Annotated in this window: 11 protein-coding genes; 5 read left to right on the forward strand and 6 right to left on the reverse strand. The window is 59.4% G+C overall.

Annotated features, from left to right (window positions below; genetic code table 11):
* The gene (locus K289_RS0132330) at window positions 1-1,455 is read left to right on the forward strand and encodes a GntP family permease (protein WP_027555254.1); all 1,455 of its coding nucleotides are present in this window, start codon (window positions 1-3) and stop codon (window positions 1,453-1,455) included.
* 235 nt (window positions 1,456-1,690) lie between these two features.
* Here the strand turns inward: K289_RS0132330 and K289_RS0132335 are convergent, their stop codons facing one another.
* Both K289_RS0132335 and K289_RS47950 read right to left on the reverse strand, forming a co-directional pair.
* Window positions 1,691-1,927 carry a hypothetical protein gene (locus tag K289_RS0132335; RefSeq protein ID WP_027555255.1) on the reverse strand — a complete coding sequence of 79 codons (237 nt, stop codon included), beginning with the start codon at window positions 1,925-1,927 and terminating at the stop codon, window positions 1,691-1,693.
* A gap of 307 nt (window positions 1,928-2,234) precedes the next feature.
* Window positions 2,235-5,048: a DUF2235 domain-containing protein gene (locus tag K289_RS47950; protein WP_084788807.1), complete on the reverse strand. Its 2,814-nt coding sequence runs from the start codon at window positions 5,046-5,048 to the stop codon at window positions 2,235-2,237.
* 757 nt (window positions 5,049-5,805) lie between these two features.
* Here K289_RS47950 and K289_RS0132345 point away from each other — a divergent pair.
* Window positions 5,806-6,093 (forward strand): DUF3892 domain-containing protein, encoded by a 288-nt coding sequence (locus K289_RS0132345; RefSeq protein ID WP_027555256.1) that lies wholly within the window; start codon window positions 5,806-5,808, stop codon window positions 6,091-6,093.
* 1,003 nt (window positions 6,094-7,096) lie between these two features.
* Window positions 7,097-8,959, forward strand: a complete 1,863-nt coding sequence (locus tag K289_RS0132350) for a reverse transcriptase domain-containing protein (RefSeq protein WP_027555257.1) — start codon at window positions 7,097-7,099, stop codon at window positions 8,957-8,959.
* Between the two features lie 973 nt (window positions 8,960-9,932).
* Here the strand turns inward: K289_RS0132350 and K289_RS0132360 are convergent.
* Genes K289_RS0132360 through K289_RS0132370 form a run of 3 tightly spaced genes read right to left on the reverse strand, consistent with a single transcriptional unit; the run spans window position 9,933 to window position 11,044 of the window.
* On the reverse strand, window positions 9,933-10,235 hold the full coding sequence (locus K289_RS0132360; protein ID WP_027555258.1) for a hypothetical protein: 303 nt from the start codon (window positions 10,233-10,235) through the stop codon (window positions 9,933-9,935).
* Between the two features lie 29 nt (window positions 10,236-10,264).
* Window positions 10,265-10,663 (reverse strand): helix-turn-helix transcriptional regulator, encoded by a 399-nt coding sequence (locus K289_RS45900; RefSeq protein WP_035686569.1) that lies wholly within the window; start codon window positions 10,661-10,663, stop codon window positions 10,265-10,267.
* Between the two features lie 15 nt (window positions 10,664-10,678).
* Window positions 10,679-11,044, reverse strand: coding sequence for a hypothetical protein (locus tag K289_RS0132370; RefSeq protein WP_027555259.1), 366 nt, complete (start codon window positions 11,042-11,044; stop codon window positions 10,679-10,681).
* A gap of 754 nt (window positions 11,045-11,798) precedes the next feature.
* On the opposite strand from K289_RS0132370, the gene K289_RS0132375 reads away from it, so the two are divergent.
* A complete protein-coding gene (locus K289_RS0132375) occupies window positions 11,799-12,749 on the forward strand; it encodes a LysR family transcriptional regulator (RefSeq protein WP_027555260.1) in 951 nt (316 codons plus the stop codon).
* 116 nt (window positions 12,750-12,865) lie between these two features.
* On the opposite strand, the gene K289_RS45905 is transcribed toward K289_RS0132375, so the two are convergent.
* Window positions 12,866-14,329: an MATE family efflux transporter gene (locus K289_RS45905; protein WP_063614231.1), complete on the reverse strand. Its 1,464-nt coding sequence runs from the start codon at window positions 14,327-14,329 to the stop codon at window positions 12,866-12,868.
* A gap of 271 nt (window positions 14,330-14,600) precedes the next feature.
* Here K289_RS45905 and K289_RS50890 point away from each other — a divergent pair, with 271 nt between their 5' ends.
* Window positions 14,601-14,741 carry a hypothetical protein gene (locus K289_RS50890; protein ID WP_156918309.1) on the forward strand — a complete coding sequence of 47 codons (141 nt, stop codon included), beginning with the start codon at window positions 14,601-14,603 and terminating at the stop codon, window positions 14,739-14,741.
* The last annotated feature ends 165 nt before the right edge of the window (window positions 14,742-14,906 follow it).

The following is a 14,906-nucleotide window of genomic DNA, read 5'->3' on the forward strand; positions in this document are numbered from 1 at the left end:
GTGGGCCTTGTCGGCATTCTCATCGGGCTTGGTCTGCTTGTCCTGTTCGCGTTCCGGGGATGGAGCGTCCTCCTGCTGGCCCCCTTCGCAGCCCTCGTCGCGGCGCTACTTGGCGGTGAACCGCTGCTTGCGAATCTCACCCAGGTCTTCATGGTCAGCGCGGCCGGGTTCCTGGCTCAGTTCTTTCCGATTTTCCTGTTGGGTGCCGTTTTCGGCAAACTGATGGACGACAGCGGCGCGGTCACGGCCGTGGCGGGCTTTGTGGCGCAGCGGCTCGGGAAGCGACGTGTAGTCCTCGCAGTGGTGCTCGCAGGTGCGCTGGTCACCTACGGAGGCGTGAGCCTGTTCGTCGCGTTCTTCATCATCGCTCCCATGGCCCAATCGCTGTTCAGAGCCGCCGCGATTCCACGCAGATTGATCCCGGCGGCGATCGTGCTGGGGACGTCGACCTTCACCATGTCGGCGCTTCCCGGCACGCCGTCGATCCAGAACGCGATCCCCATGCCTTTCTTCGGCACGACCCCGTTCGCTGCACCCGGTCTCGGCATCGTCGCCTCCCTCATAATGCTCGGCATCGGCCTGTGGTGGCTAGAACGGGCGGCGGCCAAGGCGCGCCGTGCCGGCGAAGGTTTCGGTGACGAGATGTACGGCGCTTGCGAACATGCGGCCGATGACGAACTGGTTCGCGAGCACGCGACGACGGCGCGCGAGTTTGACCCGGCAGAAATCCGGCATGGCCTCCGTAGTGACTTACCGACCCCAATGCTGAGCGCCACACTTCCGCTTGTTGTCGTGGTGGTCGTCAATCTAATGATGTCGCTTCTGGTGCTACCGCGGCTCGATGTCTCTTACCTGGCCGAACAGCGTTTCGGTGGTACTTCCCTTGCCGCGGTCGCGGGCGTCTGGTCGGTCAGCATCGCGTTGACAGCGGCCATCGCCGTCGTCATCGCGCTCAACCGGAGCCGACTTCCATCACTCCGGCAGACCATGGACGCCGGCGCCAATGCATCCGCCTTGCCGGTGCTCAGTGTTGGGAGCTTGGTCGGATTCGGCGGGGTCATCGCCGCGCTGCCGGCTTTCGAGCCGGTGCGCGACTGGGTGCTCACCATCGAAGGCGGCCCACTGGTGTCACTGGCATTCGCGACCAATATCCTGGCCGCGCTGACCGGCTCGGCCTCCGGCGGGTTGACGATTGCACTCGATGCGCTCGGCGAGACCTATGTAAACATTGCCGCACAGACTGGCACCGACCTTTCGCTCTTGCATCGCGTGGCTGTGATTGGCTCCGGCACGCTCGACATCCTCCCGCATAACGGCGCAGTCGTCAGCCTGCTCGCGATTTGCGGGCTGTCGCACCGCGACAGCTATTTCGACATCTTTATGGTCGGCATCGTCACCTCGCTACTGGCGCTACTGGCCGTGATCGCACTTGGTAGCGTGCTAGGCTCTTTCTGAGCAGCGAACCGTAACGATCGGGATTTCCGTAGCAACGGCGTGTTCTCGCGGGAGACGACGTGCTTCAAACGGCAGGAGTGTATCCGTTCCGACGACTCTTTCAGCCGAAGCCGGTAACAAGACCATCGCTGCTTTGCTCCAGTAGCGGAACTGTTTCAGATAAGGGGGCTGTCTAGATTCGATAAGCCGGGTATTTCGGCTCATCGATAGCCGCGCATACGCTTCTTCTTTCGCCTCAGAAGCACACATTCCTCGGCAAGCTGCCGACGGCCGTGATGAGCAAGGAGCGGACCTTGGTTCGATCAATCGCTGGGTGCAGATTTCGATGCGTGTCCTGCGGGAGAATCATAAGCAGTTCGTCGTAGTATTTGCTTCCGGCCTTCAGGGCCCGCCGCTCAAATCCGTATTCCTTGAAGCCAGCCGCCCTATAAAGCCGATGTGCGGCAGCGTTTGAAGCCACCAGGTCAAACAAGCGTCTTCAACGAGTGGCCAGGCGTGTTCGACGACTTGGTTCACGAGGACCGCGGCCCGCCCCGTACCACGAGCTTCTGAACGGACATACATCCCCACAATACGCCCTTGTGCCGTAGCTTTAGGCCGTCTTGCGCCCGGAAACCCGCCAAGCCCACCAGACCTGCGCGGGACACTGGAATGGAATATTTGGCGCGATGCGATGGCATGTCATGGACAGGAATTCTAGGGGGATCGGCCCTGCGCGCACGAAATTACCCAGGCGCCCGATCCGTTCATCCGGACACGCTCGTTAAGCTCGCCGACCGCTACGAGGGCCAGCGAACCTGCTCAATCGAAAGAACGTGCCTCTGATCGGACGCATTAACAGTACGAGTCCAATCAGGTGGAGACAGCACCACCTGGCGGAGCGCTGAGTTTATCCGGGGAGCCGGATCCGATCGCGTCGTCGCCTCCGCTGGTTGGCGCCTAGAAGTATTTCTTTGCTTTGAGGTGATTTTACAACGCGGCAGGTCGGTAGGTCCGAAGCTCGTGAAATTGCGTACCGACTTCATTGCCAGCCGCTCGTAGACGGTTGGGTGAAGTTGCGCCGTGTCGGGCACCTGCCGAACCGCCCTCGCCCATCTCAGCGCAGTCCCGCCCATTCCCACCATACATTCGTCGTGCATCATGCCGTCGGCCGACGGATATAATCTCAGCAAGTTCCTGTCGATGATGACTCGTCCTGTCTCGGGAATCTTCTCGGTGATGAATTCCACCATCCAGGCCAGCGTAATGTCCGACAGGCGCGATTCGTTCTCGGGATAGCTTCCGCCGACATCGGCATGATTGCCGGCGAACCAGATCTGGTCGAACTGCTCCGGCTCACCCTGTCTGTCCGGCCACTTGACGGTGCCGCTTCCTCCCCAGGGTACTCGCTTGAAGTCCTTTCGGCCTTCATCGATTGATTGCAGATGCCGCGCGTATTGGATGTCCGACGGGAAATGCCGATCGTAGGCCCAGTCGGGGAAGAAGCGCTGCCAACCGATCGCGGCGACGGCGTCCCAGATCCCGATGAAATAGGCCGAAGCCCCGGCCGGGCGCCCGACCTGTGAACGGTAGGCGTCGCGAAACTGGGCTGCTCTCTTTTCCGCCTCCGCGCCGTCCCTCGGCATCCCGAGCCAATAGATTGAGGACACCGCGTCCTTGGCGACTTTCCTCAGGGAATTCGGATCGAAACTGATCGGCTGGCCATTCCGCTCCCTGGTCGGAATGCCGCACAGCTCGAGCACATGCGCAAGACACCTGGCGGTGTAGGCGCCGCGGCTGAAGCCGAACAGGTAGATGCGGTCTTCGGGCTCCCAGACGCCGACGATTGCGACATAGCAATCGATGATCTTCTTTGTAAGGCCGAATCCGAACATCTGCTGAACCGTCTCTTTCACCCCGTCCCAGCTGTTGTTATGTCCAGGCATCGGCGTCCCGATACCGGGAATGTAGAGCGCCAATTGCTTATTCGGGTCGATGATCGATTCAGGTCCGGTGCGCGTTGCCCGATAAAGTTTGTAGACGTTCGTGCGGCTCTCGTCCGGCAGGAGACCTCCTTCGTTGCCCGTGCCATCCGCGAACACCAGGATGCTCTTAGCCATTTTAAGTCTTCCTTGGTCAGGTGACGAGGGGTTCGAGCGATGCATCCGCGACGACGACGCCGGTCGCATCGGTGAAGATGGCAGCGACGTCCCTCGCTTTCTGACGGTAAGCTCATAGGTGCTTTGGCCAACGAGCGGGATCGCCTCCGCCAGGCTCATGACCTGCCCCTGCTTGGCGGCCACCGCAGCAGCCTTGAGTTTCTGCTCATCGGAACGCAGAGCAGAAATAGCCGCATTGAGATCGGAAATGTTGGTCGGCGTCACCAGCTTGCCGCCGATGTAGACGAGTTGGCTAAGTCCAACGATACCCAGGATCGTGTCCGGAACAACGAACGTCGAAAGCTGATTCACGCCCGCCGCGATCAAACCTCCGATCACGACCAATTCGAAAATGAAACTCTGATAGCGATATACATCGAAGACGCCATCGGTGGAGAAGAAGTCACGCCAGGTCGCGTTTGACGGGTCGACGATCGTCTTGGCCATCGGAAGCCAATTGCGTCGCAGGAGCCATGCCCGGTTTTCCGCCGACAGCGTGTTGCGTTGGCTATCCGTGCCCTTGGCTATAGTCGCGCCGACGCCGCTAATGCCCAGGAGCGTCAGGATGGATCCCGACAGATCGACCAACGTCCCTGTCTGAAGCAGCAGCAACGTGATCAGAGCAGCAACCGCCAGGGAGAAGGCCAGCGTCTGGAAGGTCGAGAGGCTTCCCTTTCCATCCGACCCCGCCGAGACCTGTGCGGGGTTCAACGCGCGCAGGAAGGATCCCAACGTGTGATCCTTCTTACGAAGCGCGAACGCCATCCAGATGTAGAGAACCAGAACCTCCACAAGGACCGCGCCGATGCTGAACCAGTAGGGACTGAGGCGGACGCTTATGGACGAGACTCGCCAAGGAGACTGTCCGACCGGACTGTTGCAGGTATAAAGATAGAGATCGACCCTGCTCCAGAACCACGCCAGATCGTCTCCCATGTTCAATGTGACGATGGTCTGGTCGGGCTCGAGCAGATGCTTCTTCACCAGCGTGTCCGATTCCGTCGCGCGGTGCGTAAGGACGTCCTGCCTCTTGAACAGATAGGTTTCGTCTCCGTAGTCGATACCGGCGAAATAACGCACGCCATCGACGAACGGCGCGCGCACGCCGACATCAACGCGCTGGTTTGTGGGCAAGAAGTTCGTGGCCAACACGATGGGTGCGCCTACCGGATTGCGACCAGATCGAAGCTCGATGGCAAACTCTCCGGGCTTCACGCACTGCTTCTGCGGATCGCTCGGCGGGGTCTGAAGGCCCGCAGGGGCGCCGACGCCCGTTGGCTGCGCCGGCTTTTGAATCGAAGGATCGGATCGCGGCTCGTCAGATGTCGATTGCGACACCGCAGGCTTCTGCCCGTCGCCTTGCTCCGGTTGGGCCTGCTGCACTCTTGCTGGCGAAGAGAGGAACAGAGTTATCAGCGCTACGGCGCAAGCAGCAAGGATCCGGCATTGAGCCATTTTTTTCACCGGCTGGAAAGCAAACCACCCAATTATTTACCCATGGTTGTTCCGACCCCGGAAGCCAACTTCCATGATTTGCCTCGTTTCTCCCCGAGTAACGCAAAGGATCGAGCCGGCTATCGGTCCGTCAATCGCTCGAGCTCGGTTGCTAGTTTTGGTCTTCGCAGCTTCACCACGCCAATAGCCGAGGGAGCTATGATTTCGACGGCTGCGGCTAAGCCACCACAAGTGAATGCCTGGCCGGTGTAGCGGCATTGGTGGCCGGCATATCGCTAGCTTCGGATCAATGTTGTCCACCGCGATTTGATAGCGATTGGCCGCGGCAAGAGGGACGAATTTGCCGGAAATCTGCATGAGGTGCGTGCTAGCGGTTCTACCCTGAGCAGGCAGTTTCGAAGACATTCGGGACAAGATGCAGCATGCACCTCTGGGGCGGGAGCGAGATTGATTGATTTTCCTACTAGCTGTTCTCGCCCGAGTTGATCGCCGGCCGTTGCAGACATCTGCATTGCGAGATTGTCGACGTGACCGCGGCAGGAAAGAATTTCGATGACGAAAGACTAAGGACCGTCACACGGTATCGATATTGCTGACTGTCACCTGAATGGCGATTCCCCGGACGTGCTCGACGCATTCGCAGGAGCCCCGCGCAAAGGTCGGCGATTGTGCTCGCGCCGGACCGCAGCGGCATGGGGCTTTGTCGCGCGGACGAGCGGGATCCTCGCTCCCCGAAAAATTCAATGGAAAGTAAACTATGGCTACCTACCGCATTGATTGTGTTCACAAGCCGAACCGCATGAGCCGGCATGAGCACATCACGGATGTCGGCGGGCCCAAGCCCGAAGGAGGAAGATGGCGGGACAAGGTGGAAAACGTTGTCCTTTCTATCGAGAACAAGCAGCACAGGTTCTACACGCAACAAGGTGATTCGACCGCTTGGGTTGCCGTGCGAAAAAGCCCCTCGGGACGCAAATTCATTCAGACCCATGCAGATGGGGTCTGGACCGACAATCTGCTTGCTCTCGACGAGTGCTCGACCTAGCTCAAGCGTAGCGCGCCCGGCGTTTGACTTACAAGTGCCCGGTTTGGTTCTCGCCTCACGCGCACAAGTGAAAGAATGTGAAATCCGCGAGGTGACCCGCCTCGTCCCATTCCTTCACGGGACCTGGCCTTGCGCTGCCCAGGCCGCAGGCCCTGATCAAGCGTGCGCGAACGCGCATCGCCGACTGAAATGGCACCCGGAGAGCGTGAGCATAGCGACCCGAAGGGGCACGCGGGTCCGAGTGCAGCAACGAGACCGGTTAACAGTGGCACCCGGGACAGGGGCAGTGATAGCGATCGCCGAAGGCGAGCCCCTTTCCCGAGTGCCCCCGGCGAGGAGCTCCGCAGTCTTTGCGCGAGGGATCGAAGCCCGAGGGCGTGCGCCGTTGAGGCGTGGAGAAGAAGGGAGTGTTCGAAAGAATGGAGCCTGCTGGTTATGGCTCGTACTTGCCCGGCTTACCGGTGTCGGAAACGACTGAGATTCCGAAAGGAGAACGGGACCAAAGCATGCCGGGAAACGTCTCGAAATCGGGCGCCGCAGCCCGGTGGAGAGCACAAAGTAAGGTGTGCATGGTGAAAGCTGTATTGCCTGAATCCCAGTTTCCAGTTGCCAAAGGGCTGGCCGTAGCGAACGCGGCTGACACGCTATGCCACGCGGGGCAGATCGCACCGGCCAGTGCGATCCGCCACCAGTCTGCGTGGGACGACCACCATCCGTGGGTCAAGGAGACGAATGGGACACCTAAACACACCGCAACTTCCTACACACGCAACTACGGGATCGCCTGCAGCAGGCTCTTTCAAGGACCTGTATGGCGACGGAGCCGTCGTAGTACCCAAATGCCCGGCGTAATGGCCGGGACAGCCGCCGCGAGGTGGACGATCATGCGTATAAGGCCGGGTGACCGGACCGAAAGCGCCTCCGATCGGGGGAAGGACGATGCCGCTAAAAATGGCATTTGCAGTATGCGTAGAAGAGATTCTTCGACGGAGAGGTTCTGCTGATGCAGGCCGCTACCATCCAGAGAAGAATTGAATCACTGCCGACTTTGTCGCGGTCGGGTAAGCGCGTAAATGGCCTTCACCGCCTGATGAGATCTCCGCATCTCTTCGAGTGGGCCTACGAAAAGGTCTCCCGCAACAAGGGAGCCCTGACGCCCGGTGTAGATGGCAAGACCTTCGACGGCATGTCGCTGGCGAAGCTCGCTGACATCGCCGGGCGCGTGGCAGACGGCACTTATCGCTTCCGGCCAGTCCGGCGGGTCCATATCCCAAAGGACAACGGCAAAACACGACCGCTGGGTATCCCCACGGTGGAAGACCGGCTCGTTCAGGAGGCGGTCAGGATTCTGCTCGAAGCGATCTACGAACCTGTGTTCCTCGACGAGTCGCATGGGTTCCGCCCGAGACGATCCTGTCATACCGCACTCAAGTCCATCAAGAAGACCTGGACGGGCTGCAAGTGGCTGGTCGAAGTGGATGTGCGTGGGTTCTTCGACAACATCGACCATGACATTCTGCTTGGGCTTCTAAAGAAGCGGATCGATGACGACAAGTTCATCGCTCTGATCGAAGGAATGCTCAAAGCAGGCTACATGGAAGATTGGGTCTACGGACGCACTTACAGTGGCACGCCACAGGGCGGCGTTGTCTCGCCCTTGCTCGCCAATATCTATCTGCACGAGCTGGACCAGCACATGCAGACGATGAAGGCGGGCTTCGACAAAGGCCGCGACCGACGTCCATTCCCGCGCTATGCCGCGCTGGAACGGCGCGTCCTCAGTCTCCGCCGGAAAATTGAACGGCTCCGCGCCAACGGCGCGGATCGGGCCGAGGTCGACGCTGCACTCGCGGAGATCAAAGCCATCAATAAGGAGAGACGGAAAGTGCCCTCCGTCGATCCGATGGACCCCAACTTCAAAAGGCTCCGCTACTGCCGCTACGCCGATGACTTCCTCATCGGCATAATCGGGAGCAAGCGGGAAGCGTGTGAGATCATGGCCTGCGTCGAACAATTCCTGATGCAGACATTGAAGCTCACCGTGTCGCCCGAGAAAAGTGGAGTCCACGCCGCTTCAAAGGGAGTGACCTTCCTCAGCTATCGCATCTCGACATACACATCCTACGGGGCTGGACGCAAATCCAACCGCACGGGACCGGATGGACGGACATGGCGCGTGGTACGCCGGCCGACCACCGGCAATGTCAGTCTGCGCGTGCCGCGGAAGGAGGTTACTGCGTTCTGCAAGCGACACGGCTATGACGATCTCGCCAGAAAGACTGGCCGTCCTCGCGATCAGTTCTTGGTTACCAGCGATGTCGCAACCGTCCTCGCCTATAACTCAGAATTCCGTGGTTTTGCGAACTACCATTCGTTTGCCGATGACTTCAAGGGCGCCTTGGGACTGTTGGAGCTTACTGTGTTCCGCAGCCTTGTGAAGACGCTGGCGATGCGTCATCGGACGACGAGAGCGAGAACCATGGCACGTCTGTGGAATGGTACGGACTACGAGGTTAGCTCCGTGGTCCGTGGCAAGCTTCGCAGTATCAAGCTGTGGAGACTGAAGCATCTGACCCAAACCTACTGGACGAGTCCTGTTGTCGACAACGTCACGGCAGGTGCGTGGTGGGTCAAAAGCCCAAATGATCTGATCGATCGACTTAGTGCTCGCAGATGCGAAGCGTGCGGCGATACGACAGGACCATTTGAGATGCATCACCTCCGCCGCGTAGGAGACCTGCGAAGTGGCTCGCTGACGGTTTGGAAACGGTCCGGTTGGCGGCGCAAGACCATCGTCCTGTGTCCGTCATGCCGTGTAGCCGTCTCCGGTCGAGAGCATGCGCGTACGGAAAGCCGTGTGCATTGAAAAGTGCCCGCACGGTTTGGGGGGAGGCGTAGGGATATCCTCTTCGAGGTTTCCCGCGCCTACCCTACGAGACGCGAAGCGGCTCGGTTTCACGAGAGCCCGATGCGGCGGAAGCCGCACGCGCGCAAGCAGATGGGTGCCGCATCTGCGGATAGATAGACAGCACAAGTGCTTGAGTGTCAGGCGCAGCAATGCGCGCTCGGGGTGATTTCAGCGGCGGCACGGGTAATCCCGGATCTTGTCAAAGAGCCCGCGCAGTCGCGTCATCACGGCGTCATCACTTGTCAGATGATACAATGCCCCGCAGCCACGGTGAATTGCTCCTTCCGGAAAATCGAGTGCCGGTCGAAATCCCGCGTGATCGTCTCGAACACCGCGTCTGGTATCATGCCGGCGGCCAAGGCCTTTGCAACGTAGTACTCGGCCTCAGACTGCCCGTATCGCAGCGGCAGTCCATTTGTTCCCGGACGTAAGACACCATGCTCACTGTCTCAGTGGACACAATGCAGATTGCTCGACCGCATAGATGCGGGCCCGAGCGCAAGGTCCCGCTGCAATAATATTGATACTCGACGTATCCCCAAACGTCTTTTTTTGAGTCACCGCCTGCAAAAGTCCAAAAGACATGTCCGCAGGCACCGGCTTCGTAGTTGCGCCCTCTTCTGAAGTAATATGGGGTCCCAAACCGTTAATGTGATCGGCTGGGCGACATCATGATGGTAGGTGTCCCTCACAACGTTGCTACAGCGCGGGTGGTCGGCTTGGCTGGACATCGACGCGAACTCCCACCGGTCGGCCATGGCATCGTCCCCGTGCCCGACGCAGGCGGCTGCGCTCAATGGCGGCACCTTGACGGCGACCCCACCGACGCCTCGATCCGACGGTGGCCTTCGTCTCATTCTGGGCCGGACTCTTAATGACGGCTTATTTTGTTCGACGTCGAACGCGGGCCTCGACACCTGATACACGGGACTCAGGTTGATGCTTCAAAAAGATCAGCAAGACCTCGAATAAAGGCAATTAAGAAGCTTATGAAGATGAGCACGAGGCCAAGAATAGTCCACACAAAATCGGCCGCCTTTGGCGAGTCGATTTTCTCCTTAATTGCTCCTTCGATAGACACTTTCAATTGGCTCAAGCGCCCAGTTGCCTCGACTTGCTCGACCTTCAATCTCCGACGACGCAGCCAGAAATCCCTCAGCCACGGCACGGCAATGAGTATTGGACTCGCGGCGCCCAGAACGTCCTTGAGTGCGTCCCACCAGGAGTACGCCATCTGTTTTAGGCCTCACCTGCGAATCAGGCCTACACAGCCATAGGCATGTGCGCCGCGAGTTCCAGATCGTCACTCGACGCTGCAACACCGAGCGTTTTCCCGCATGCGACTGAAATTCGCTCCATCAAATCCCAAGTGGGTCCTTGGATTCCAACTCCCGATTCAATCTCACTAATTCGAGCCTGGCTTACGCCCAACTTGTCCGCCAATTGGGATTGTGAAAGTCCAGCATCCTTACGCATCGCGCGAACGAATTCGCCGGCACGCATCGCCGCACTCGACAGCTTCTTTTCGGCTGCAAGGTTTGCGTCAGCCCGTTCAATCCTTTCGACAAGATCGGCAAGCGAACGCCCCCCTCTCTTGCTGCTAACCTCAGCGACGGCGCGCGGTCTACGCTCCTGACTTTTTTCGACTTTGAGTTTGACCATTGCAACCTCCGCTCTTCATACAAACCAGACTGAAGCTCGTGCATTCAAAATTCCGGTTTTCAAGACACTATAGTCGTTGCCGTTCCAGGACGACCCGCCGGCAGACATGCGCACACCATGCTCGGCCGCGAGCATCAGCGTTACCGTGACGTCCCCCATCTCGTCGAATTCAACAGCGAAAATGACAAACTTGTTCGCCGACAAAGCCTGGAACATCTCAACACCCCTGTACGTATAAAAGGGCGAGAGATCCCTGCTATCCACCGATCCGCAGTGGACCTTCTGCAGGTAGAGCAGGACCTCGCAGGCGAAATTATGCCCAAGCTGTTCCAATTCATCAGCCACATCTCCCAATTGTGGATCCTCGAACGAAACAAGCATATAAGGAATTCCTTGTATTTGTCAATGTTCCCCACCATCGAAATTCTGGGTAAGGAGCCGCGTTGAGGAAACAGCCCAATAATGTACATCGGGTGGTTGACACTACCACAACGAGCACAGGACGTACTTGTAAGTGAATTTGCCATACCGTTGTGTCGATCAGGAAAACCGGCGCCGGGCAACAGCAATAACAAATCTTATCAATAGCTTAGCGTTCGAGATTTTGCCTCCCCTAGGCGCCTCCCGGAGAAGTCATGACGGGCTCCACGCGTCAAGGAACCTGATCGCCCCTTCCCCCGCGTCTGAGTCGACGTTTCGCAATTTCCGAATAGGCGTTTCCAGCATGCGGAGTGACGAAAACACCCTCTTGCCGTCGGCGGCAAGCGCAGAAGCATAGCTTGGCAATGCATGTCTTACCGGCGCTTTTCGGCAGCGAAACCACCAGATCGCTAGACTGATCGACGGCGCGAGTTGAGGCCTTGATGTGCGATGGCCCGCTTTGAGACGCCCATTGAACCAGTGCCACGGCCAATCGCCCGCCGCCTGCCAGTTGCAGCAGGCTCCACTCTTGGAAGCTGCTCGACCAGATCGACAGGAGATGAAGCGCAATGCGATTGTGCCGTCCACTGCGGGAGCACGTTCAACTCGCTGCAAATGGGCGAGGCTCACCCGAAGTTTCCGGAGCTTGTGGCATCCGTGAATATTGGTAAAACGGATTTGATTTTCTCGATAATATTCATGGTGTGGATACGGCATGCGCTTCAAAGGTCTCGATCTGAACCTCCTCGTCGCGCTCGATGCGCTGATGACCGAGCGCAGCCTTACTGCGGCGGCACGCGGCATCCATCTGAGCCAGCCCGCCATGAGCGCGGCCGTCGCCAGATTGCGTGCCTATTTCCGCGACGATCTGTTCACGATGAGGGGGCGCGAGCTCATTCCGACCCCGCTGGCCGAAGCGCTGGCCGTCCCCACCCGCGAAGCATTGCTGCACATCCACCTCTCAATTGCCTCACGTGACACGTTCGACCCGGCCAAATCGGACCGCCGCTTTCGGATCGTCCTGTCGGATTTCATGGTCATGCTATTCATCAGACCGGTCCTCGCGCGTGTCGCGCGCGAGGCACCCGGCATCTCGTTCGAGCTCATTCAGTTTGACGACCAGCCGGACGAGCCGCTTCGGCGCGGCGAGGTCGATTTCCTGATCTTTCCGGAAATATATATGTCAAACGACCACCCTAGAGCGAAGCTCTTCGAGGAGACGCTGGTGTGCGTGGGCTGTCATACGAACAAGCAGCTGTCGCGGAAGCTTACCTTCGAGCGATACATGTCGATGGGACACGTTGCGGCCAAGTTCGGGCGCACACACAAGCCTTCGATCGAGGAATGGCTCCTGCTTGAGCACGGTCACAAAAGGCAGATCGAGGTGACCGTGCCGAGCTTCAGCTTGATCCCGCCGCTGTTACTCGGCACCGAGCGCATCGCGACAATGCAATCACGGCTGGCAAGGCACTTCGCGACCACGATGCGGCTGCGGATCGTCGATCTTCCGCTGCCGTTGCCGGCCTTTACCGAGGCGGTTCAATGGCCTGCCTTGCATAACAACGATCCGGCAAGCATCTGGATGCGGAAGGTCATGTTACAGGAAGCAGCGCGCATGGGGCGCCATGCGAAACCACGAGATGTCTCTCACGCTCGTAAATCCTAGCCGCGGCCTGTATCTGGGCGTGTGGCGATGAGGCTCAGTTACGGCACAAGACCACCTGACCGCAGCTCTCTCTAGCGAAAAGACGGCGCGCTCCAATACAAATGGAGGCTAAACATTCAGGTCGCTCGCGTTTGGGAATTGGTGCCTGTCGAATAGCGGTGATTCACTCGATCCGGAGGCGGCGCAAGAACGGCAAACCTTGTCGCCAACAGCTGAAAACGTATGACAAGTAGCCCCGCGTAGGTGGCTGAGCCAACCGATAAGCCGATCCAGATGCCGATCGCACCAAGGCCCATCATCAACCCAAATGCATAGCTGAACGAGAAGCCGATCAGCCAGTAAGCGAGGACTGCGAACAGAAGGGGCACGCGCGTATCTTTCAATCCGCGCAGTCCACCCGCCGCAATGATCTGCGTCGCGTCACCCGCAAAAAAGCCGGCGGTCACCAGAAGAAGCGTCGCAGCCAGTCCGATCGTCGCGTCGGCGTCTCCGGCCGATTTGTCCAGAAACAGCTCTGCGATCTGAAAGCGCGCAGCGACGACCCCGATGGTCAGCAGTGCAGCGATCAACATGCCAAGCAGGATCGCGGCCAGTCCTGCGCGTTTGATGCTGGGACCGTCTTTGCGACCGACTGCATGGCCAACTCGCACGGCGGCCGCCATGCTGATGCCGAGCGGCACCGTGTACAGGGTCGTTGCGACCTGCATCGCGATTTGATGAGCAGCAAGCGCGCTGGTCCCGATCCGGCCCGCCAGAAGTGCGGCGGCCGCGAACACGCCATATTGCATGACGAGAGCGATCGAGATCGGGGTGCCGATCACGATCATCTGCCGCATGAACAGCCGGTCGAAGCGCCAAACATGCGCGAAAACCTGATACTCCCGGAAAGGACGGCGCACTGTCGCGATCCACAAAGCGGCAAGGAAGGTTCCACAATTCACGACCGTGCTCCCAAGCCCGACCCCAAACAGCTCCAGCCGCGGCAAGCCGAATTTGCCGAAGACCAAGAGATACACGAGCACGGCGTTGACCGGGATAGCTGCAAGCGTGATCCACAAGATCGGTTCCGGTCTGCCCGCCGCGGCCATGAAGTTGCGGATGGCGTGAAGCCAGAGCGCCGGCACCACGCCCCAGGCAAGTCCGAGCAGGTACTGTTGGGCGAGCCGCGCCGCGTCTGGCCCCTGACCAAGAGCGAGCAGAATTTGCTCTCCACGCACGGCAATCGCGATGATCGGGACCGATAGAAACAATGCCAGCCACAGGCCCATGCGCAGCGCGCGCGGTACGACAGCGAGGTTGGCCGCGCCAATCGCCTGTGCGGTCAAGGGCCCGATGGGCGCCAGCAAGCCCGCGCCGAAGGTGCAACTGATGATGTAGAGCGTGACACCCAGCGCGGCCGCGGCGAGTGCCTCGGGCCCGATGCGCCCGATAAAGGCAAGATCGGTCGCCATCATCGCGACCTGTGCAAGCTGGGTCAGCGCCATCGGCCAGGCGAGCTTCGCGGTTTGACCGAGCTCGACAGCGAGGCCATGGCGAGGCTGGGAAGCCGATAGCGGCTTTTTGTGGACTATCTCGTGCATGGCAATAATGCTTCCCGGGTTGCATCGGCGGACCAGCGACGCCTGTTTTGTCGAGCCTCGCGCGCGGCCTCGCGCGATTGCGCTCGGCGAGCGACCTCGGGTCTGCGGCCTATATCCGGAATTGAGCGTGTATCTACGATCGATGGTCCACCGATGAAGGCAATTGGTCGCTTGATCAGTGCATCCGGGCTGTCGCTGCCCGCGCGGCCTTCAGTCTCGCGAAATCCTCGAGCGCACAGGGGGGCAACGGCATGCGGCCGGGATGCCGGGAATGTTCGATCGCCAGCATCGCGCAACGGTTCTGGCGCGGGCCGATCGCCGAGGGACCGATCAGGCTCGCAAGATCGTGCGCGACCAGGAACTGAGCGGCATGCCGCCAACGATACGAGAGGCACACCGCGCCTTGCGGTGAACTGAACTGCGACAATGTGGTGAGCGGCCACCCGGGGCTACCTTTAGGATCTGTACAGACGAGGACTCCGTTTTTTGTTTTTTTCAAAACTCGTGCCAAACTAGGTGAGCTTGATTTCTAACGCGCTTTACCAAAGCGAGCGTGTCGCGGATCCGACAACGGTCG

This window comes from Bradyrhizobium sp. Cp5.3, assembly GCF_000426265.1.
GTDB lineage: Bacteria > Pseudomonadota > Alphaproteobacteria > Rhizobiales > Xanthobacteraceae > Bradyrhizobium > Bradyrhizobium neotropicale.